The organism is Chryseobacterium arthrosphaerae, assembly GCF_001684965.1.
Lineage (GTDB): Bacteria > Bacteroidota > Bacteroidia > Flavobacteriales > Weeksellaceae > Chryseobacterium > Chryseobacterium arthrosphaerae.
This window is the reverse complement of sequence record NZ_MAYG01000023.1, coordinates 226012-247985: the sequence shown is the minus strand read 5'-3', so window position 1 is coordinate 247985 and position 21974 is coordinate 226012. Positions and strand designations below refer to the sequence as shown.

Below are 21974 nucleotides of genomic sequence, written 5' to 3'. Positions count from 1 at the left end.
CTTTTTCACAACCACTATTCAAACAATTAATAATCAACATATTAAAATACAAATTATTTACTTTTCCACAAATTACCAACAAGTTATCCACAATCCCTCTATGTTTCTAGTATTGCCTCATGGATATTCGTTCATTCCTAAATCTATCCTAAATCAGGTATTTATTTTGTCTTGTTTTTAAACAGCATTAAAAGATTTTAAATAAACATGCAACTCCACAACGCTTCTAAATTTGCAACGACAAAGTATTCCCTCTGCGCATTGATGCCATCCCTACCCGTCTTTTGGCTTCGCAGATATTTACAGTTAACCGCAAAGAAGCTATCCATGATATTGAGTATAAAGAATTTTTTTACAGGATTATTTTTATTGATGTGTGCAGGAACACTTGTACAGGCACAGATCAGCCCGCCCGGATTGGGAGATGCCAACACCGCTTTCTGGTCAGCATTTGGAGTAAAACGTCAACTGGATTCATTAGGAAAGAAGCAGGCTCTGAGCTATATTGCCATAGGACGTAAAAGCAGCCCGGACAATAATGCTTTATTTTCCAGACAGGCTATTTTTGTACTGAATCATGAGGTTTACCATTCATTTGCACCTCATCAGCAATATAGTTATGCCATCAGCTACCGCCGACAGCCTCAATATGAAAACGAAGCGCCCTACGACAAAGAAAACACTGAGCAGGAATTCAGAATCTATGGGAGATATGCCTATACTTTTGACCTTGGAGAAAAATTGAAACTGAAAAATACGGTACGACAGGAATTCAGAAAGTTTTTTGATGCTGACTTCCATAAAGTGGAAGAGGATTTCCAGTTACGAACCCGCATAAAAAGCCAATTAACCTATAACTTATCGCCTAAAAACAATCAGAAACTGGCGATAAGTGCCGAAGCTTTATTTTCTATCAGCCACCTTAATGAACCTGCTCCGGAATGGGAAAATTTCGGATATCGTGAAATGCGTATTGCTGCTTATTATATGTTTACCATTCCCAACTCTCCTTTTACGGTAGATATCGGCTATATGGATGATCTGATCAGAGGCAGCAGGAGTATCCATCATGGAGGTGTACATTATCTGGCTGCAGACCTGATCTGGAATATTCCTTATAAAAAGAAAACAACAACCGGCCAGGGTTATCCTGACTAAAGTGCGAAGAATGGAAGCTGGAGGCTATTGACGACACTCATTTTAATAGTATCTGATCATACTGATTGCACAGCTCATTCAACTCAGTTTTCGGGCATCAAAAAAATCCCGGCCATTACTGACCGGGATTTTAGTTTGAAAAACATAAGTTTTCCGCAATATAATTAGTATGAATGTATGGTGTATGGTGTAAGATGCTAGTTGCACAGTGTCAGAAACTCGCGGCTCATATGGACCCTGAATCTGGCATCTGCTTTTGAACGGCTGTAGATAGAATGTTCAAAAGCTTTTACTGTCTTCAGCTTCTGGTCAATAAATGCTGCGATATCTGTAAGAGAAAAAATAAAATCCCTGTAGACCATCATATTGACCATCTGACCGTAATACGGCAGATAAGCTTTCAGAAACGGCAATACCTTCTGATGGCGGTTATAGCTGATACAGTATCCTACCCCGTCTACTGAAGTAACAATATCATAATCATTAACGTAATCCAGGATATTTTTATCGCCTTCCAAAGCAGCAGTATTCTTGGAACAGTATTTATTGATTTTATCCAGAATATGCTGGGCATACTCCATCATTGAGATGTTTTTAAACTCAAATACATGATTCAGTCCTTTTTTGGACGTAGCGTCTTTTTCACAATGATTACAGAAAGAGATTCCAATTCTTTCATGATAAGGGAAAAAACAGTCTTTCACTTCAATAAAAGCATCTGCCTGCAGCTTATCTTCTGCAAAGTTATAGTAGAGATAAGGGCTGTACAAAGCGGCAAGAGCTTTCAGATAATCGATCTCGCTTGTATTATGATATTCTTCAAACCATTTTTCAAGATTATCGTAATAATGGCTTTCAAAGTCTTTAAAGTTTAAGTAAAATGGCAATTCCATAGCTCTGTAATTTTGATATGACAAAGCTATATCCGTAATGCGACAAAACTTGACGTGTTATATTTTTTGTAATAAAAAAATATCAATAGTTAATAATTATAAACGCAGAGTTCGCAAAGTTTACTAATATGCATAGTTTATTTGTTCGCAAAAGCATTTCATTTAGCAGGAACATACTTTCATTGCTGAGTGAAACGCCTTTGCGATCGAAAAAAACAATAAGATACCATAGAAAACTCTCCGAACTTTGCGTTTAAGATAAATATATCATTCAAAAAAAAACAATTATCATTCACCATTTCAAATAGTGTTACACCGAATTACTTATCATAATTCTTCATCAGGTATTCGAAGTAATGAATCATCTTAAGGTAGTTTTCTATACTGAGATATTCATTGGTACTGTGGATGCTTTGCTGTTCTGCACTGTTGATTTTAATAGGCATGAAACGGTACACATTTTTGCTGACGATTTCATATTTCCCTGCATCGGTTCCTGCCATGGTAAGGTATGGTGTAACAATGGCTCCGGGATGAATTTCTTTGACGCCGGCTTCTATTAATTTAAAGGCTTTCGTATTGGTGGGAGAAATTGCAGAGGCTTCTCTGGTATTATCGATTTCTTCGACCTCAACGTCGAAACCTTCGGTTGCTTTGGCAATATGCTCACGGACATCTTTTACCGTATTTCCGGGAAGAAGTCTGAAATTGACTACAAATTCCACTTCAGGTGACAGCACATTGGTTCCGTCACTTCCTTTCATCATCGTGAGTGCTGTGGTGGTACGTACCAAAGCATTGGTTGTATTGTTTTTGGTGAGCTGTGACATCAAAACAGGTTTTAACAGCCATTGATTCGCCAATGCAAGCCTTGTGGTAAATGGCATTTCGCCCCCGATGTTATTAAAGAATTCTTTGATCAGCGGTGTGATGACCGGTTTCATCTGATGGTCTTCCAGACGCTGCATAATGACTGCAGCTTTCCCGACAGCACTTTCCATCGGAGGCATAGAAGAATGCCCGCCCAATCCTTTTACTTTTATTTTAGCAGAAAGAAATCCTTTTTCGGCACATCCTACAACAGCCACATCGGAATCTATTCCTGCCACATTTCCTTTTCGCATGATCAGCCCGCCTTCATCATATACCGCATCGAATTTTAATCCTTTTTTCTTAAAGTAATCTGCAATCTGAATGGCTCCTTTCTGGCCGCCTACTTCTTCATCAAAACCGAAAGCCAGATAAATATCTCTCTGGGGCGTCTGTTTGTTTTTAATCATACTGTTCATTGCTTCCAACAGGGAGAAAAGCATTCCTTTCATATCTATTGCACCTCTGCCATAGATCCTTCCATTGGCTACAGCTCCTGAAAAAGGTGCAAAATCCCAGTCTTCAGCAACTTTTGCAACAGGTTCCAAAGGTTGATCATCGGGACGGAAAATATTGTCTTCATTATTTTTGATGTCTGCATCCCCGGGAGGCACCACATCCATATGGGAAAGGAATAAAACAGGTTCAAGGGCAGGGTTGCTTCCTTTTAACCTGAATACCAATCCATACTGATTGACCTCAACATTTTCCGTATGCTGATATACCAAAGGATAAGAGGTTTTTAAATACGTTTTAAACTGATCGAACGGAGCATAATTGAACGTTCCGAGGTTCCCTGTGGAAACGGTGGGTATTTTGATCCCCCCTGACAGCCGTATAATTGCAGAGTCGTTTTTTACAGGTTTCCACCCTTCTCCTGATACAATTGTATTTTTCTTGAAAGGATAAGTATATGTTTTTATTAAAACTATAGCAGCAATAATAATGAGAACACCTAAAACGGCTAAAAGAAATTTTTTCATATCAATAGTTTTTGTGTGGAACTGGTGCATCACAAATATAGAAAACAAATATCCGATAACCGCATTTAAATCCAGGTATTTACTGCTGGGGTTAAAAAATTACAGCCCGGTCCACAGGTGAGCATTAAGTTCAAAAAACAGTTTATCATTTTCAAGCTTAAACTTATCCGTATTTTGCTTTCCGGGATCATTAATGGCAATCCATCTCACCACTCCTCCTTCGGTCTGTTTATACACTTCAATGATATCATGACCATTGTACTGACAGCGATACAGCAGGCCACCCGGCATTTCTTTTTCGGGATGTTGGGTGGTGAAATCTTTTTTTATTTCATCCAGCGTTTTTCCTGCATAGTAGAATGCAAGCATATTGTTGTAAATACTTGCTGGAGTGTAGGTAAATAAGATTTGTGAAGACGGCTTGCCTTTTATATGTTGAAGAATTCCTCCAATCTCTTTGTTGGTAAAAAAGATCAATCTCTCATCCGTTTTATCAAAGATATAATCTCCATAAAAACTGAAGTTCAGGCTGCCATCCCGAAAAGACAACTTCTTTGTTATGTTTTCAGAATCAGGCATCGGATCGGTATGAATTGGTTTTATATAAGAGGTACATGAAATAAGACTGACCGTAAGACTGAGTATACAAACAAGGCGGAGGATTCTTTTCATAGGTTACAGGATATATAACAAATATAATTTTTTGTAGCTGCTGCAGCAAATGCAGTGTATAAAAAAACCTTCCTGAATTCAGAAAGGTTTGTGATTTTATATTTGAAAAATCTGTCAGTTCAATATTTCATTCATCCGGGTTAAAATGATGGGTTTCCCATCGGTAACAACGATCGTATGCTCATGCTGTGCCATATATCCGCCTTTGTTTCCTACCATCGTCCAGCCGTCTTCAATTTCTACAGCAAGACTGGAATCTGTTGCAATAAAAGTTTCAATAGCCACTACCGAGTTTTTCTTAAAACGTCTCGTATCGAAACGATTTTTATAATTGAGCAGTTCATCCGGTTCCTCATGCAGGCTTCTTCCTACACCATGACCGCAAAGGTTCTTGATTACTTTCAACCCTCTCTTTTTGGCTTCGGTTTCCATTAAAAATCCGATATCTGCTATTTTTACGCCACCTTTTATATGATCGATTGCTTTCTGCAAGATCTCTTTGGAGGCATTTACCAGCTTCTGATGCCCGTGAATATCTTTTCCAATGATAAACGAGCCTCCATTATCCGCCCAATAACCATGAAGCTCTGCAGAAACATCAATATTGATCAGATCTCCTTCTTTTAAAACCCTTTGATCAGTAGGGATCCCGTGGCAAAACTCGTTATCCACACTGATGCACGTCCAGCCCGGAAAACCATACGTCAGATAGGGTGCAGACTTCGCCCCAAAGTCTGAAAGAATCTTCGCGCCATATTCATCCAGCTCTTTGGTTGTCATCCCCGGCTTTGCATACTCAGTCATGGCCTTCAGGGTGTAGGCAACGGCTTCACTTACTTTCTGCATTCCGGTCATCTGATCTTCGGTAGTTATTGACATGTTTGTTTGATTATTGTTGATCATTACAAAGTTAGGAAATTAAAATATTCTGATACGATTTGTTTTAATTACTAACATTCATGTATTGAAAATGAGATTACCAGGTTCTTTATATCATTCTACCCCCTTCACCAACCCCCTCTACCCCCTTGGATAAAGTGGTATGCCCTGTTATATGACGGGCTGGAGGGTGTTCATTAACGGTCTCCAGCCACTTTGATAAGTGGGTACAGGGACTTGTAGAACGGTCTGGAGACCGTTAATGAAGTAGCTGGAGGCTGTTCTGAAGAGGCTCCAGCCACTTGATCAAGTGGCTGGAGAGATTTACCATAGTGTTTGCAGCCCTATTCTAAGTGGCTTGAGACAGTTTATAAAATGGTCATAGCTAATTACTGAGCGGCTGAAGACGCTTACGAAGAATACTGCTTAATCAGTTATTCATTTTATATTTTCAAAACTATTTATTGAAAAATTATTGTTAATACAAAACCCCTGCATTTGGCAAGGGTTTTTATGTTATCCACCACACGATACAATCGTGCGGGAGCGGGGAATTTTAAAATTTAGTTTTTTAACGATCCAAGATAAATACCAAAAATAATAAATACAGGAAGTGAAATAATAACATAAATAATTAATAAAATATCAGCAATTGTTTTTTTTGTTTTACTAAATTTTTGAACTTTTTCATTAATTTCTTCATAAGAAGTAAACTTCGAATATCTTAATCCTAAAAATAAAATAATTGGTAAACAATAAATTATCAATACATATTTGTTTGAAGGTCCTAAATTAGTATTAAAATATTTATCAGATATAATAATAAAAAACACTAAATTCCAACATAACAAAGCACCTGTCAAAATAATTCCCGATCCCCTATGTGTACCATCTTTCTCAAATTGATAATAGAAATTTGTAAATTGATAATATAAATAATCAATGAGTATCATATATAAATTTTTAATAGCCCATGGCTGTATTAAATTTTCTTTGTTCTTCTGCTCTCACGCCATTGTTATAGTATTTATTCACCGCTCCCTCGATATGTTGACCTATATCTTTTCCTGTTACCAATGTTGTAATTCCGTTGGCTAGAAAATAACTTCCTGCTATAGCTTGTCCCCAGCCTGTTGGTGAAACAGCTAGTACAGACATTACTGTATCTAATGAATTTGACATATTTACACCATTTTTGGACATATCATAAATACCCAAAGCTATACCTGCGCCACCTAAAACTCTTCCTGCGTACTTCGTTCCAGCGGCTAACCTTTGTGCATTCTTAACACTTACTTCCATTATTGGGACATATATTTTTCTGGAACCCAATATTTTTGGTAACGCTTTTTCAAAGACTAAATTAGTGGTAGAATAAGCTCCATATAAAACAGCTCTATCAGCAGCAGGTTGAAATGCAAACTTATTGGCAGAAAAAGCATACCCCCCCATGTTCTAAGGTCTTGGGAAATTTTATGCATATCAGAATCATATTCATAAGATGATTTAAATTTAAGGATGCCTAAAATACCTACTCCTTTCACATTAGGATCGGGATCATCATAATCTGTCCACCATCTTAAAGCTCCACCCTTATTGGTAATTCCTCCTTTTCCTCCATTAAAAAAAGCAGTCATTAAGTCTGTATATGCCTGAGTCTCCCCAAAAGCAAGATAACCTCCGCCTTCTCCTGAATGTCGTCCTAGAAATTCATTCATTAGTATTCGAGACTGAGCCATATCTCTAAAAGGATTAGAGTTTCCTGAAGTATCAATATGACCATTTGCATCCATCCATCTACCATCAGGGTCCCTCATAGAAACAGGATTATTAGCGACATAAGCAAAAGGACTCGTAGAAGTATATGCTTCTGATAATTGGTCCATTCCATCTTCCAAGATCCGGCATATACTGCCTCCAGCCGTAATCAAACATTCCTGTTTCCTGAAGTTCCTTAGTATTGTATTTATAACTATAATAACTTCCAAAATTAGCAGTACTAAATTGTCCAGAAATGTGATTTAAACCAAATGGATAATAGTTGTTTGTATCTGTAATCTCAGGAGTTCCTGCACTGTTTTTGGCAAAACTTACTCTAATATTACCCAGGTGATCTTTATATTGGTAAATATAACGGTTTTCTGTGAAACTGTAAACTCCAGCTTCAGTGGCTACAAAATCTAATTTCCATTCTGGAGTAGATGGAAAGACAGAGCCTTCCATTATAAGCTGCTCATATGCATTTTCTGCATCGCAGGTAAATTCCCCCCATCTTCCAAATAACTACATTGAAAGCCATCAAGGGAGCGGGAGCGGGGGATTTCCTACACATTTTCAGATAATGCAATGTTTAATAATAGAATTGAAGTCCAAAATATTAATCCTATTGATAAAATTGTTCAACTTCACGAAGAAAAAATCGCTTTGTATGAACGTATGCTGAAAGAAAAGGATGAAATGATGAGCAGACTGGAAAAGCTGCTTGATAAGTAAAAACTTTTGAGATATAAACACCCAATGAAATTAAAAATAAGCCGTCTCACAACTGAGACGGCTTATTTTTGAAAATATATGTTAATACAAAACCCCTGCATTTTGCAGGGGTTTTTATGTTATCCACCACACTATATAATCGTGCGGGAGCGGGGGCGCTATCTATTTTAAATGGATTGTAATAAGATTGTCTAATCTCAGGAATATCAGAGATAAAAATTATAAAATTAGAGTATTGAACTCAATCCTCTAATTTGTTTGCTATACTTGAGGTACTAGCTGAAAATTATACTATTTTTTATCTTCACCATATATTTTTTTAAGGTTTTCTATTTGTTTAGCTTTTTGTAAAGAATCTTCCCTTTTTTCTTTGGCTACAATTTCCGGTGCATATGGACCAACCTGATTCTTCCTTGCTTGCTTGTCTAAACAATAAAATGAAAAAATAAAATTTCCAATAATTATTAAAACTATTCCAAAGACGATCCAACTTCCAAGAACGTTCTTTTTCCTTGGTAAGTTATCAAACTCTTTATTATATTCTTTCCATATATCTAGATAATCTAAAGAATAATAATTAAAAGCAATAATTATTATTAATGGTACATATATAACAGGCATAAAAATGGATAATTCCATCTTTTCTTGTATTATTATGGAATAATAAATGCCTAAGGATGCTAAAGCAAAGATTTGTAAAGCAATCATTATTATACCGGCTCGAAAGTTAAGCAAAAAGTCACCAAATGGTTTAGATGTATATTGAACCGACTTATATATTTTATAAAAAAAGTAATAATAAATTTTTGTGATACTCATAATTTAAAATTTTTGTGAACCATAGGGAGCTGTTATAAATCCAGGCATGAGCGCTGAATTATCAGGAACCTATGGTTTCTTTATAAGCTTGCTGCTCATATGCATTTTCTGTTCTGCATTACAGGGATAAAATTAGGCTTGATTTAAAGAAAAGAGCCCAGTATTGTACGGACTCTTTCTCGCAAATATTATTTTAATTTTGTTTCGATTTTTGAAAATACACTATTTTTTTACAGTTATTATTACTTCACCACACGATGCAATTGTGCGGGGGCGGGGCTATCCTGCTTTGCCATGATTTTCTATTTTTTTCTTCTCGAAAATTCGCTTTTGATTAACGTTCGTTGAATAAAATGCTACTGCAAATGTAAATCCCACAATTAGAAAAAAATAAAAATAGTATTTTATGTTGTAGTTTCTAAAGGAGTCAAGACTTTCGAAACCAATTATATAGATATTTCTTCCAACAAAAAATCCAATAATTATAAATACTAAAATATAATATATATAAAATGTATGAACAACAGCGTTATCACTATGTAACCTAATAAAAACATACATAGAGTATATAATTACTCCAAAAAGTAATGTGAAAATTAACCATGTTGTAAACTTAGCAAGTGCTTTATTTCCATCATCTACTTTATAAAAGTATAAATATATATGATAAAAAAGTAATCTTATAAATCTAATCATGTTAAAATGCTGCTTTGCCATCATTAAAATTCGTCTCATAAATTGCCATCCCACCAAAATACACTAGTGATGCTGCTGCTTCCCAAGATCCCATAAAACCTACTGCTCCCATTACAATATCTACAGCTGTACGAGTTGGAGAAATATTCCCCTCTATACCTTGGTATATAGAGTTAGCAATTCCAATTCCACCAACAATTCTCCCCCCCATTTTAAAGCTGTTGAAAATTTCCCTAACGCTTGAGCGGAAGCAGGCAGTCTTGTACTTATCGTTTCTGCAATAATACGGCTTTTTGATATGTTTGAAGGTGCGTTCCATTTGTTTAAACCATAAGAAATTAATCGAGAAGACCCTTCAAACGTCTCCCTCAATGGATGTAAATCCCCGTTGGTGGCGCATGCGTCTCGCTTATATTAATCATAAATCTAAAAAACTTTTTCAAAAAACACTCCTACACATCTGTTTTTGCAATAAGCATTAGGTTTATAAATATTTCATCATTAAACAATTATAGAAATACTTTTGAAATCCATGTGATCCACATGAGATCAGTAGAAAAAATTTGTAGCGGAAATAAAAAGAGGCAATCCTAAAAGAATTGCCTCAAAACATTAACTGTTTATTGATTGAATTATGATGTTTTATTTCCAGCCACCACCTAAGCTTTTATAGATATCAACTACGGTGCTCAGCTGTTTCTGTTTCGCTTCTATAAGTTCCATTTTTGCATCCAGTGCATCTCTTTGGTTCAAAAGAACTTCGAGATAGTCAGCTCTGGAATTTCGGAACAATTGGTTCGCAATATCAATAGACTGGTCCAGGGCTTTGGTTTCCTGGGATTTCAACTGATAATACTGATCTATATTTTTAATCTTTGACATCAGATTGGCAACATCCAGATAAGCACGCAGAATGACCTTATCATATTCATACAAAGCCTGGATCTGCTTGGCATCTGCCGTCTGAAAATTGGCTTTAATTGCACTTTTGTTAATCAGCGGACCTGCCAGTTCTCCTGCAAGATTATAAGCAATAGATTCCGGCATTTTTACCAGATAGGAAGGTTTGAATGCCTCTAATCCTAACGTTGCAGAAATCTCAAGCGATGGATAGAACTCTTTTCTGGCTGCTTCCACATCCAGTTTTGATGCTTTCAATTCCAGCTCTGCCTGTTTGATGTCAGGGCGATTGGCCAATAACTGTGACGGAATTCCCGTATACACCGTTGGCGGAATGGTAGACATAAAGTTTTCCTTCGTTCTGACGATAGGCTGCGGATATCTTCCCAACAAAGCATTGATCTCATTTTCCTTTTCCGTAATCTGTTGGCGAATCGTATATTCTGATGCTTTGGATTTTGCCAGTTCAGCTTCAAACTTCTTCACCGCCAATTCAGTTGCAGCAGCAGCTTCTTTCTGGATTTTTGAAATCTCCAACGCTCTTTGCTGAAGTTTAATATACTGCTGTATAATATCCAGCTGATTATCCAGGGCCAGTAATTCGTAATAATTATCAGCCACTTCCTCAATCAGATTAGAAAGCACGAAGTTTTTACCTTCTACTGTTGAAAGATAATGGGCTACTGCAGATTCCTTTTCGGTTCTCAGTTTTTTCCAGATATCAATTTCCCAGCTTGCGTTCAGCCCTGCACCGAAATTCCCAAGCGGATCCGGCATTTCTTTGCCCGGTTCTATTTCTGTAGTGGCATCACCAGCACCTTCACTGGTATATCGGCCGGCTTTTTTCACTCCGGCTCCTACTCCGGCAGAAACGGTGGGTGTAAGTCTTCCTTTTTTGGCAAGCACACCGCTCTTGGCAATTTCAATTTCCTGAAGCGTGATTAAAAGCTCCTGATTATTCTTTAATGCCGTTTCAATCAGGCTTACAAGATTAGGATCCGTAAAAAACTGTCTCCATGGGGTTGTTCCGCTGTTATTACTAGCGTCCTGCTGCTCTTCCTGATTAAAATTCTGAGGTATATTTTCTTTAACCTCGTCTTTTATGACTGTCGCCATAGGCGCTTTACAACTTGCTAAAACAAGAGATAACGCTATGGCTGTGATTATATTTTTAGTCTTCAAATTTTCCATCGTGTTCGTAAGGTTCAGTTTGTTCTGTTAAAGGATTTTCTTCTTCATATCTCGCCAATCTTGATTTTTCAGCGATGGTTCCGAAAATATAATACAGCCCCGGAATAATCATTAATCCGAAAATGGTTCCGATCAGCATCCCTCCGGCCGCCGCAGTACCAATCGTTCTGTTACCAATAGCTCCCGGTCCGGTGGCAATCACTAATGGAATCAATCCGGCAATAAATGCAAATGAGGTCATCAGGATCGGACGGAAACGGATCGCTGCCCCTTCAATAGCTGCTTTCGCTACAGGAATACCTTCTTCAGCTTTCTTCTGAACAGCAAATTCCACAATCAATACCGCATTTTTACCTAAAAGTCCGATAAGCATTACCATAGCCACCTGTGCATAGATATTGTTTTCGAGTCCTAAAAGTTTTAAACATAAAAATGCTCCGAAAATCCCTACAGGAAGTGATAAGATTACCGGTAAGGGAAGAATGAAACTTTCATACTGTGCAGAAAGGATCAGGTAAACGAATCCTAAACATACCAGGAAGATAAATACCGCTTCATTTCCACGGCTTACTTCATCTTTGGAAATCCCCGCCCAGTCGATACCGAAACCTCTCGGAAGGGTTTTATCCGCCACCTCCTGAATTGCTTTGATGGCCTGGCCACTACTGTATCCCGGTGCGGGAGTTCCACTCACCTCCGCCGAATTATACATATTATGTCTTGTAATCTCAGACAGTCCATATACTTTTTCCAGCCTCATGAAATCTGAATAAGGAACCATCTGGTCTTTATCATTTTTCACGTATAATTTCAGAAGATCTGTTGGCAATGCACGGTATTGCGGACCTGCCTGCACAATCACCTTATACGGCCTGTCGAAACGGATGAAACTGGTCTCATAGTTGGATCCGATTAACGTGGATAAGTTATCCATCGCTTTTGCAATGGTTACCCCTTTCTGCTCAGCAAGATCATTGTCTACCCTCAGCATATACTGAGGGAAACTCGCAGAATAGAATGTAAATGCAGATCCCAGTTCCGGACGTTTTTTCAGCTCCTTTACAAAGTCATTACTCACCTGTTCCATTTTATGGTAGTCTCCACTTCCAGCCTTGTCCAGCAAACGAAGCTCGAAACCTCCTGCAGCACCGTATCCGGGAACGGAAGGCGGCTGGAAGAATTCAATATTGGCTCCCGGAATATTCTTGGCTTTTTCTTCCAGCTTTTCAATAATTTCGGCAGCAGATTCTTTCCTTTCTTCCCAACTTTTCAGATTGATCAGACAGGTTCCGGAGTTCGATCCGGTACCTTCTGTCAGAATCTCATATCCCGCCAGTGAAGAAACAGACTGTACCCCATCAATATCTTCAGATTCTCTCAGAAGCTCTCTTGCGATCTGGTTCGTTCTTTCCAAGGTAGATCCCGGAGGTGTCTGGATAATCGCATAGATCATCCCCTGGTCTTCTGCCGGAATAAATCCTGAAGGGAGTGAATTGCTCAGGAAATAAGTGCATGCACAGAAGGCCAGTAACAATGGAAGTGTAATGGTCTTTTTGGTCACGGTCTTGTTCAGCATCTTTTCATACTTCCCGGCTCCTTTGGTAAATACATTATTGAATTTGTCAAGGAAAAGGGTAACCGGAGTTTTCTTTTTAGGCTTACCGTGGTTATTTTTCAGGATCAGGGCACATAAAGCAGGTGTCAGCGTAAGAGCTACAACCCCTGACAAGATAATGGATGATGCCATGGTAATAGAAAACTGACGATAGAATACCCCAACCGGCCCAGACATAAATGCAATCGGGATAAATACCGATGCCATTACCAGGGTAATTGCGATGATCGCCCCACTGATCTCATGCATGGCTTCTTCTGTTGCCTTTAAAGGAGAGAGATGTTTCTCTTCCATTTTAGCATGCACCGCTTCAATCACTACAATCGCATCATCTACTACCACTCCGATTGCCATTACCAATGCAAAGAGCGAGATCATATTCAGCGTAATTCCGAAGGCGGACATTACCGCAAAAGTTCCTACCAGTGAAACCGGAACCGCCAGTGCGGGAATAAGTGTTGAACGCCAGTCCCCAAGAAAAAGAAATACAACAATAGCTACCAATACGAAAGCTTCAAACAAAGTATGGATTACTTTCTCCATAGAAGCATCCAAGAATCTGGAAACATCATAACTGATGTCATAGTGCATTCCTTTCGGGAAATTATTTTTTTCAAGGTCTTTCATCAATGCTTTTACGTTTTTGATAACGTCACTTGCATTGGATCCGTAAGACTGTTTTACCGTAATTGCGGCAGAAGGTTTACCATTCAAAGTAGAATAAATATCATACATTGAACTTCCGAATTCTATATCTGCAACATCTTTCAGCCTTACAGATTCGCCATCGGGTTTGGCTTTTAAAATAATATTCCCGTAATCTTTTTCATTATTAAAACGCCCCGGATATTTCAGGACATATTCGAAAGACTGTGAACGTTTTCCTGAACTCTCCCCTGTTTTTCCCGGTGAAGCTTCCAGACTTTGCTCATTGAGCGATTCCATCACTTCATCTGCGGAAATGTTATAGGCAGTCAGACGGTCAGGTTTAAGCCAGATACGCATTGCATATTCACGGGTTCCGAGGATATCGGCAAAACCAACTCCGCTTACCCTTCTGAGCTCAGACATCACATTAATATCTGCATAATTGAAAAGGAACTTCTGGTCAGCCTTCGGATCGTCACTGTACAGGTTGATGTACATCAGCATATTCGGTTCCTCACGAGTAATCTTTACTCCTTCACGTACTACCAGAGGCGGCAGTTTGTTCACCACTGAAGATACACGGTTCTGAACGTTTACCGCGGCCACATTGGGATCTGTCCCCAGGTCAAATACGATCTGAATAGATGCTTCCCCGTCGTTTCCGGCATCTGAGGTCATATATTTCATCCCCGGAACTCCGTTAAGTCCTCTTTCCAAAGGGATGACTACGGATTTGATCAATAATTCGTTGTTGGCTCCGGGATATTCTGCGGTAATGTTTACTTTAGGCGGAGAAATGGAAGGGAACTGGGTCACCGGAAGTTTTACCAATGATAATATCCCCATAAATACAATAATCAATGAGATTACTATAGACAGAACGGGTCTGCGAATGAATTTCTTAAACATACTTCTTCACTTTAGAGTCCATTACTCTGCTTTTAATTTCAATGACTGGAGAACCTTTTCTGGATTCTGGAATCTGGTTTTGATCTTCTGATCATCTTTCACTTTCTGAACGCCTTCCAGAAGGATCTGATCGCCTTTTGAAATTCCTGAACTTACCACATATAAATCCGGAAGCTCATAGGCAATTTTTATATTTCTGGATTTGGCTGTACCGTTTTTATCGATCACAAATACATATTTCTGATCCTGAATTTCATAGGTCGCTTTCTGTGGAATGATCAGGGCGTTATGAACCGGCATAGACATCTGCACTTTTCCTGTTTCACCATTTCTCAGGAGTTTGTCCGGATTAGGAAATTTAGCCCTGAAAGCAATATTTCCGGTCTCATTATCAAATTCTCCTTCAATGGTCTGGATTTCTCCTTTCTGCGAATAGGTTTCTCCGTTTGCCGTAATCAGGGCTACCTGGTTGCTGCCTCTGTCTGCTGCATGGGTCTGATACGTTAAATACTCAGGCTCCGAAACATTGAAATAGGTATAAATGCTTGTATTATCTGACAATGAAGTCAGCAGATCGCCTTCATCCACAAGGCTTCCCAGTTTCAGAGGAATTCTGTTGATAATACCGGAAAACGGTGCTTTGATGTCTGTAAACGACAAATGGATCTGGGCAAGTTTCATCTCTGCATTGGCAGCATCCAGCTTGGCTTTGGCCATTGCTTTTTCATTTTTGGAAACAATATTGTTCCCGGCCAGTGTACTTGCATTTTTCAGTTCAATAGAAGCCTGCTCTACTTCTGCTTTTGCTTTCAATAATTCTGCCTGATACAGTTTAGGCATAATTCTGAATAAAGTCTGCCCTGCCTGTACGTACTGTCCTTCATCCACGAAGATCTTCTCAAGGAACCCTTTTTCCTGGGCTCTGACCTCAATGTTCTTTACAGACTGGATCTGTGCAACATACTCTTTGTTGATCACAGTATCCATCACTACAGGCGATGTCACAGGATACACTGTAACTTCTTCTTTTTCTTCTTTTTTCTTATTGCAGCCCACTGCCAACAGAAGGACACTCAGCGCAATTCCCGAAGCAACTCTTTTTATCATAATTCTAGAGTTTATATAAATCGTTAATGTTTTGATTGGAAAAACGGTAATAGTGAGAATGACGATGTAATGATTACCGGCATATACAACGCAGTGTCTTCCCACCTGGCATCAGGCAGAAAACAACATGAAAAATGAATTTTTAAATTCTGATGGAACGGATCAGAATAAATCTTTTGGTAGCCAGATCATGTACAAAGCCATGAATATCCGGTTTTAGCCTTTTGTAGCTTTTTAACCCAAAAATATAAACCAGTGTGAAAACCCCTGCAAAAACAACAATAGCCTGCCATACATCAGACAGCTGAAAGTCATTCTCGGCAAGCTCCAGTGTGGAAATGTCTATATTATCTGCCATTTGCTGAACGGAAAGCTTTTCATAAGTCTGGTTCAGGCGGTTGGCTCTTTTGGGCATATGATGAGAAACATGACCGGAATAGTCATTTCGAAGAGTTTTAACGTCAAGTCTGCTTTCCACTACAAAGAGCAGAAAAAGACCGGTTAAAAAGTATACTATAAAGTTTCTCATTTTGAAGTGGCAAATGTACATCCAGATTATGATACTATCATAGCAGATTAACAAAATTTAACGCTTCTTTAAAATACCTGAAATAAAGGATATATTTTCTTCTCATTTTTCCTTTATTTAAAGCATATCATATTCATGCTGAGCTTTGTACCAACATGGCCTTGTGATCTCCAAACCGGCCGAATGACCTCCTTAAAAAGAAATTCTGTCATCTGACTGTTGCTTTTTTCGACATTTCACAGTGCTGTTTTGTTAAAAAAACTAAAATTTATCATGATTCCGAAATATTAATACTGGCTTATTGGCATTCTCTGATTTTTGAATTATTTTTGCCGAAAATTTACACAGCACATGAACAATGAAAAAAATACAATTTACTTCCCTGAAAACAAGACGGTTAAAAAGCCCGTCCCGACCCTTTCAATCCTGAATTTCTAATAACAATTATCACTTTTTTGTTTCCTGAAAAATGTTTTCTAAAGAGGCTTTTTGCAACATGTCTGATTAAAACATAGTGTTAGTTTATGAAAAATTAACATATATTTATTAAAAATATTCGTATTTTTATATAGTATTAACACCTTATTTCATGAAACACTTTAAAATCACTTATCACTATGAAAAAATTATTAACACCAGTCCTTATAGGATTGACCATTCTCTCCTCAACAGCGTGTAAACATCCCGGAAAAGAAGCCGAGATCATTACTACGGCAGCTCCTGAAAATAAGGATGATATTTCCAAGAATATATACGTTGACAGCTATGGAGAAAAGATAGAAGTCACTATCAACAAGACCAAAAACACTGCAACCGTACATTTAAACGGTAAAACTTATGACCTTAAAAAAAGTGATGCTTTACCAGAGTATACAGCCTCCAATGAGGAGTATCAATACTCTGAAATTAAGGGAAATATTACTTTCCTTAAGAAGAATGTAGATATGGTCCTGTTTCATCTTAAACAGGCAAAAAAAGAAGCTGGTCAGGCAAAAATGGCATCGTATTAGCATAGGGTATTAGCGTTCATACAAAAAAAAGAAATTATGAAGAGTTTATATTATTATTTATCCGCTCTGGTTATTGCTACCTTTCTGGTTGTTTCCTGTAAGCCACAGGCTTCTGCACAAAAGCCAACTACTGATATTACAGGTAAAACATGGAAATTAACTGAGCTTTACGGGAAACCTATCAATTTGAAAAATCCTAAAAACAATCCTCATTTCAAACTGAATATGGACGGGATGAGATATGAAGGTCATGCCGGATGTAACGGATTTGGAGGGACATTTGAGATCAAACCTGAAATTATGAGAATTAAATTTAATCAGGGGATGTCTACCATGATGGCTTGTGAAGATCTGGAAATTGAAAACCAGTTCACAAAAGCAGTTCTTGCTGCAGATAACTATTCTGTAAACGGGAATACACTGACTCTGAACAAAGCAAGAATGGCACCTTTAGCTAAATTTGTTCTTGAATAACTGTATCACTTACACTCAAAATACAAAGACGCCTCATTTTGAAGCGTCTTTTTTATTCTATTTTCCTGTTACTTTCTGTTATAGATCATATAGCATATCAAAAGGCTTATATTGACGAGAACGGCAAATGAATTGGACAAAATGATAGGCAGTTCATCCTTCACAAAACCATACCATACCCATAATGAAAGTCCTGAAATAAGGACCAGCAGCATAACCAAAGAAATATCTTCTACATTTTTCTCCCTGATCACCTTGATCAATTGCGGAATCATTGAAATGGAAGTCAGAACTCCTGCTGTAATCCCTAAAATGTTCTCATTCATAAATGTTAAAAGCTTTTTTAAATGATGTATCTATACGTTATTGCTGTTGAAATCTGTTTAAAGAAACTTCTTCATGCAAAGGAATATTTTCCTCTATAAAACGGAATAAATCTCTTGAAAAATAACATCCGTTCAGAATTCCACGGGCACCCAATCCATTGAAAACATAAAGATTATGACAGGTTGGATGTCTCCCGATGATCGGCCTCCTGTCTTTCACAGTAGGACGGAACCCAAAATGTACTTCCTCCACTTCAAAATCGTAAGGATAAAATTCAGAAAGCCCTTTGACCAACTGCGCCACTGCCGACTCATCAATATGATGGTGAAGCTGCTCCCTGTCATAAGTTCCCCCATAAAAATACAGCCCGTTTCCGGTTGGAAATAAAAAATGTTTCTTTTTGATGGTAATATTGTCCGGGATCGGCTGAGAAAGTTTTACTTTGATATGATGTCCTTTGTTAGGATTTACAGAAATTTCAGAAAAGAACGGATTATCTTTCACCCCCATTCCTTCACAAAAGATAACCTGCTTAAAAATAAAATCTTTATAAGTGGATCCGGAAGGGTCCAGTTTTGTGTAATCGAACTTTTCTTTTACCAAATGATCGTTTTTTTCAAAATAATTAAATAAACCGGTAAAAAATCCATTAACATCAAGCCTGGCAGACTGATTGACCTTTCCTGTGAGAAAGTCGTTTTTTACCATATTTAAACGATCAAAATTTTGGTCGAGAAAGTGGGAAAGTTCTTCATTGGCTGATTTTTTCAGCCAAAGGTTCTGTTCATTTTCGTCATGAAAAATCCTGTGAATAGGAGCGTTAATCAGATAATTTTCTCCTGTATATGATTTGATTTCATTAAGGCTGTCCTTAAGGAAGTCAATCTGTTCCTGTGCTTTCCAGAAAGTGGTAAATTTTTTAAGAACTACCGGATTGATAATCCCGGCAGAAACCTGTGAAGCACTTTTTCTTCCTTCTGAGAAGATTACAAACGATTTGTTATTCTTAATCAGCTGATGTGCTAAAAACAACCCTGCATACCCGTCACCTACAATAATATACTCTACATTTTTCATATGAGAAACTTCATTTATTTTAAGGTCATCTATAATCCCCTATGCCATTGATTATTGACCGGCAATAAACAAAAGGTGATTTCATCATAAAAAAACCTGAGTAAAAATACTCAGGTTTTGTATAAATATCAAGTGAAATCTAGTAATTCCACATATCATTTTCCATTTCAAGGATCTGCGCTTTGATTCTATCGCTTTCTTCCAGCTGTTCATCAGCATTTCTCGGGATATAGTCCTTGATCGTACCGTCTCCCAGACCGCTTGAGGATTTATAGATGATGGATGAGAATCTTCTTGCGTTGATGATATCATCAAAAGACAGGTCAGCAGATGAATTCTTTCTGTTGAAAACATAATTGTTCGCTAAAATGTCTCTTGCATTCGGATAGAAGATCCAGAACAGGTCGATCAGCTCATCGTTTCCTGCAATTGGTTTTCCGTCCGGACCGATAACTCCCTGTACTGCAGGATCAGGTCCCATAGCAGCAATACCAAGAGGTCTGTACTTCATCTGTCCGTCTCTCTTATCTATGAACCACATTCCCATGATTTTAAGAACTTTTACTTTGTCAGTAGTCGTCTTAAATACGTCGGTATATTCTTTTTTCTCTTTTTCAGTTAATTGTCTTCCTGAGTTTAAGATATCGATAGCAGCATCATTCACTCTAACGTTCTCCAATCTTTTCTGGATTCCTTCAGGTGAAAGCTTTACTGTGAAGTTTTCGTCATCATAAACCTGCTCGATTTTTCCACTTAAAGCAGCATCTAATAATAACTGATACAGCGATCTTGTAGGAGTAGAAAGAAGACCATCCGGGTTATCATAGTAGAAAGGCTGGTTGATCTTGTCATTCATATCGATGATCTCCCAAACAAACATACTCTTCAGGATGTCTTTATCTTCAACAAATCCATATTCAAGAGGTTTTACTGTTTTATCTATAATAGTATCACCAACTTTTTGTTTGTTTTCCTCTCTCATCTGTCTGAACTCTTCCGGAGAAGAAGCATTCAGAATAGTCTGGGAAAAAGCAAATCCCGAAACTAATACTAAAAGGGTGCTAATATATTTTTTCATAATAAATTCCAATTTTAGTCCTATTGAACATTAATTAATATAGGAGTAATATTTTTAATCTGTTGTCCTTCCAGACCCTGAGCTGTTGCTTTAATATCGAAAACAGAAACTACATCCCCGCTTCTCAGATTCTTGATCAATCCTGCAGCATCATTCAATGAGTTACCGTGGATTAATAAAGCTGCTCTACCAGGTACTCTTACCATGAACTGCGTTACAGTAAACGATACCGGGAAGTCAAAGTCAGGAATAGCTGCCTGTACAGATTGGTTCGGGATAGAAGTTGCCGGCATCGACAATACATTCTGACCTCTCATCTGACCCTGAGGTGGCGGAACATTCTTGATTCTGTATTCAAATACCTGAGATACAGACTTACCATAAGGATCTATTCCGGATAATGTTAACTTAACAGTGGTACCGGTTGTAGGTTTTACGATCCATTTTCCAGGTCCTGTATTTCTTACAGAAGCTCCCGGAGCTGATAATGAAAGTTTAGAGTTATCAGCACCTAAGATCGATCCTGATACCGGGTTTTCAAGCCCTCTGTACATTACATTCATTTTATCAGCAGAAAGCAATAATCCTTTTTCAAGTTTTACTTCTCTAGGTCCTGCAATTACATTATAAGTATGTGTCCAAGGGAAGCTTTGCGGCTTACCTGAAGCATCTGTCAATGTAATAGTACCTCCTAATTTATGTTCACCGATTCCAGCACCGGAAATAGGGATGATCCCTTTACCGTTTTCTTGTTTGCTAACTCCGGAAATACTGATCTTGTTACTGTTAGAATATGTACCTAACATTACTTTCACTTCAGCCTGCTTACCAGCCTGGATATCCGTAGGTCCAGAAACGATAGGCTCATAGCTTGTAAATTTGATGCTTGCATCTACTTTTTCCTGAAGTAATAATGCTAATGCATCAGACTGTACGTTTCTGGCATCATTTTGGATAATTTCCAAATTAGATATTGCAGCGATCAGCGGCTGGTGGTAGAATTTATTCTGGAACCATGTCTTTTCATTCGGAGATTTGCCTTTAGCGTATTCCGCAATCAGAGACTTGTTCGCTCTTTCCACTAAATCTCTAAGCTGAGGATTGTTACCAAAAGTAGCATTGATATAATTTCTTACATCGTCTATTTTTGCTTTCAGGTCCATCGCATTTTTTGAAGGTGAATTTTCGTCTCCTTCTTTAAAGAAGTATTCAGTAGTCGCTTCGTTATTGTTAAGTGCAGCAAAATTCTCACTTACGTCAATATCTTTTCCTGTTTTAGGATCTTTATCGTGGAACTCAGATTGTTTTTTCAACAAATCTTTGATATCCTGTGCCGATTTTACCAATACATCGATCTTGGATTTCAGGACTTTATAGTCTTCCCAAGGTTTTGAATAAGTATCCGGAACCTGCTGAGCCTTGGCTTCCAGCGTTTTTTCAAAGATTTTTTCGTTCTTTCTCTCTGTTAAAGTTCTTGTTTCATTTAATGCTCTGGTAGAGTCATAGTATGATCTGATGATTTCTGCATCAATGTTGAGGGCCATCATTGCGATGAACACCAGATACATCAGGTTGATCATCTTCTGACGAGGGGTCTGTTTTCCTTGTGCCATTCTCTTTTCTTTGTTTTTTGATTAAGTAGTTAA

21 protein-coding genes and 1 pseudogene are annotated in these 21974 nt (G+C 37.9%); 4 read left to right on the top strand and 18 right to left on the bottom strand.

Annotation, left to right across the window (positions count from 1 at the left end):
- Positions 1–327: 327 nt before the first annotated feature.
- On the top strand, positions 328–1158 hold the full coding sequence (locus BBI00_RS20245; protein WP_165602569.1) for a DUF2490 domain-containing protein: 831 nt from the start codon (positions 328–330) through the stop codon (positions 1156–1158).
- A 197-nt stretch (positions 1159–1355) separates the two neighbouring features.
- On the opposite strand, the gene BBI00_RS20240 is transcribed toward BBI00_RS20245, so the two are convergent.
- The 8 genes from BBI00_RS20240 to BBI00_RS20205 all read right to left on the bottom strand — a co-directional run bounded on the left by BBI00_RS20240 (position 1356) and on the right by BBI00_RS20205 (position 7678).
- A complete protein-coding gene (locus BBI00_RS20240; protein WP_065400649.1) occupies positions 1356–2051 on the bottom strand; it encodes a hypothetical protein in 696 nt (231 codons plus the stop codon).
- Between the two features lie 320 nt (positions 2052–2371).
- On the bottom strand, positions 2372–3904 hold the full coding sequence (locus BBI00_RS20235) for a M20/M25/M40 family metallo-hydrolase (protein ID WP_083988609.1): 1533 nt from the start codon (positions 3902–3904) through the stop codon (positions 2372–2374).
- A gap of 99 nt (positions 3905–4003) precedes the next feature.
- Entirely contained in the window at positions 4004–4576 is a 573-nt protein-coding gene (locus tag BBI00_RS20230) for a hypothetical protein (protein WP_065400648.1), read from the bottom strand.
- A gap of 114 nt (positions 4577–4690) precedes the next feature.
- A complete protein-coding gene (gene map / locus BBI00_RS20225) occupies positions 4691–5455 on the bottom strand; it encodes a type I methionyl aminopeptidase (protein ID WP_065400647.1) in 765 nt (254 codons plus the stop codon).
- Between the two features lie 563 nt (positions 5456–6018).
- Positions 6019–6408, bottom strand: coding sequence for a hypothetical protein (locus tag BBI00_RS20220; protein ID WP_065400646.1), 390 nt, complete (start codon positions 6406–6408; stop codon positions 6019–6021).
- A gap of 10 nt (positions 6409–6418) precedes the next feature.
- Positions 6419–6907: a hypothetical protein gene (locus BBI00_RS20215; RefSeq protein ID WP_123902326.1), complete on the bottom strand. Its 489-nt coding sequence runs from the start codon at positions 6905–6907 to the stop codon at positions 6419–6421.
- The gene (locus tag BBI00_RS20210; protein ID WP_065400644.1) at positions 6814–7272 is read right to left on the bottom strand and encodes an SGNH/GDSL hydrolase family protein; all 459 of its coding nucleotides are present in this window, start codon (positions 7270–7272) and stop codon (positions 6814–6816) included. Before BBI00_RS20210 ends, BBI00_RS20215 begins: the two co-directional genes overlap by 94 nt.
- A 13-nt stretch (positions 7273–7285) precedes the next feature.
- On the bottom strand, positions 7286–7678 hold the full coding sequence (locus BBI00_RS20205) for a hypothetical protein (protein WP_065400643.1): 393 nt from the start codon (positions 7676–7678) through the stop codon (positions 7286–7288).
- A gap of 96 nt (positions 7679–7774) precedes the next feature.
- Here BBI00_RS20205 and BBI00_RS20200 point away from each other — a divergent pair.
- Positions 7775–7948, top strand: a pseudogene (locus BBI00_RS20200) (XRE family transcriptional regulator); the annotation flags it as partial.
- 291 nt (positions 7949–8239) lie between these two features.
- Here the strand turns inward: BBI00_RS20200 and BBI00_RS20195 are convergent.
- The 6 genes from BBI00_RS20195 to BBI00_RS20165 all read right to left on the bottom strand — a co-directional run bounded on the left by BBI00_RS20195 (position 8240) and on the right by BBI00_RS20165 (position 16362).
- Positions 8240–8767 (bottom strand): hypothetical protein, encoded by a 528-nt coding sequence (locus BBI00_RS20195; RefSeq protein WP_065400642.1) that lies wholly within the window; start codon positions 8765–8767, stop codon positions 8240–8242.
- A gap of 697 nt (positions 8768–9464) precedes the next feature.
- A complete protein-coding gene (locus BBI00_RS20185) occupies positions 9465–9782 on the bottom strand; it encodes a hypothetical protein (protein WP_123902325.1) in 318 nt (105 codons plus the stop codon).
- Between the two features lie 323 nt (positions 9783–10105).
- Positions 10106–11554 (bottom strand): TolC family protein, encoded by a 1449-nt coding sequence (locus tag BBI00_RS20180; protein ID WP_065400639.1) that lies wholly within the window; start codon positions 11552–11554, stop codon positions 10106–10108.
- Positions 11535–14726: an efflux RND transporter permease subunit gene (locus BBI00_RS20175; RefSeq protein WP_065400638.1), complete on the bottom strand. Its 3192-nt coding sequence runs from the start codon at positions 14724–14726 to the stop codon at positions 11535–11537. The genes BBI00_RS20180 and BBI00_RS20175 overlap by 20 nt, the downstream gene beginning before the upstream one ends.
- Positions 14727–14747: 21 nt before the next feature.
- Positions 14748–15830, bottom strand: a complete 1083-nt coding sequence (locus tag BBI00_RS20170; protein ID WP_065400787.1) for an efflux RND transporter periplasmic adaptor subunit — start codon at positions 15828–15830, stop codon at positions 14748–14750.
- Positions 15831–15975: 145 nt separating this feature from the next.
- Positions 15976–16362: a hypothetical protein gene (locus BBI00_RS20165; RefSeq protein WP_065400637.1), complete on the bottom strand. Its 387-nt coding sequence runs from the start codon at positions 16360–16362 to the stop codon at positions 15976–15978.
- Positions 16363–16979: 617 nt separating this feature from the next.
- On the opposite strand from BBI00_RS20165, the gene BBI00_RS20160 reads away from it, so the two are divergent.
- Both BBI00_RS20160 and BBI00_RS20155 read left to right on the top strand, forming a co-directional pair.
- Complete coding sequence (locus tag BBI00_RS20160) at positions 16980–17372, top strand: hypothetical protein (RefSeq protein WP_065400636.1); 393 nt, start codon at positions 16980–16982, stop codon at positions 17370–17372.
- 36 nt (positions 17373–17408) lie between these two features.
- Positions 17409–17846, top strand: coding sequence for an META domain-containing protein (locus BBI00_RS20155; RefSeq protein WP_065400635.1), 438 nt, complete (start codon positions 17409–17411; stop codon positions 17844–17846).
- Between the two features lie 68 nt (positions 17847–17914).
- Here the strand turns inward: BBI00_RS20155 and BBI00_RS20150 are convergent, their stop codons facing one another.
- From BBI00_RS20150 to porM, 4 genes are all read right to left on the bottom strand, one after another.
- Positions 17915–18172, bottom strand: coding sequence for a SemiSWEET transporter (locus BBI00_RS20150; protein WP_065400634.1), 258 nt, complete (start codon positions 18170–18172; stop codon positions 17915–17917).
- A 37-nt stretch (positions 18173–18209) separates the two neighbouring features.
- Complete coding sequence (locus BBI00_RS20145; protein WP_065400633.1) at positions 18210–19250, bottom strand: NAD(P)/FAD-dependent oxidoreductase; 1041 nt, start codon at positions 19248–19250, stop codon at positions 18210–18212.
- 139 nt (positions 19251–19389) lie between these two features.
- Complete coding sequence (gene porN, locus BBI00_RS20140) at positions 19390–20328, bottom strand: type IX secretion system ring subunit PorN/GldN (protein WP_065400632.1); 939 nt, start codon at positions 20326–20328, stop codon at positions 19390–19392.
- A 20-nt stretch (positions 20329–20348) separates the two neighbouring features.
- A complete protein-coding gene (porM, locus tag BBI00_RS20135; protein ID WP_065400631.1) occupies positions 20349–21941 on the bottom strand; it encodes a type IX secretion system motor protein PorM/GldM in 1593 nt (530 codons plus the stop codon).
- Positions 21942–21974: the final 33 nt, after the last annotated feature.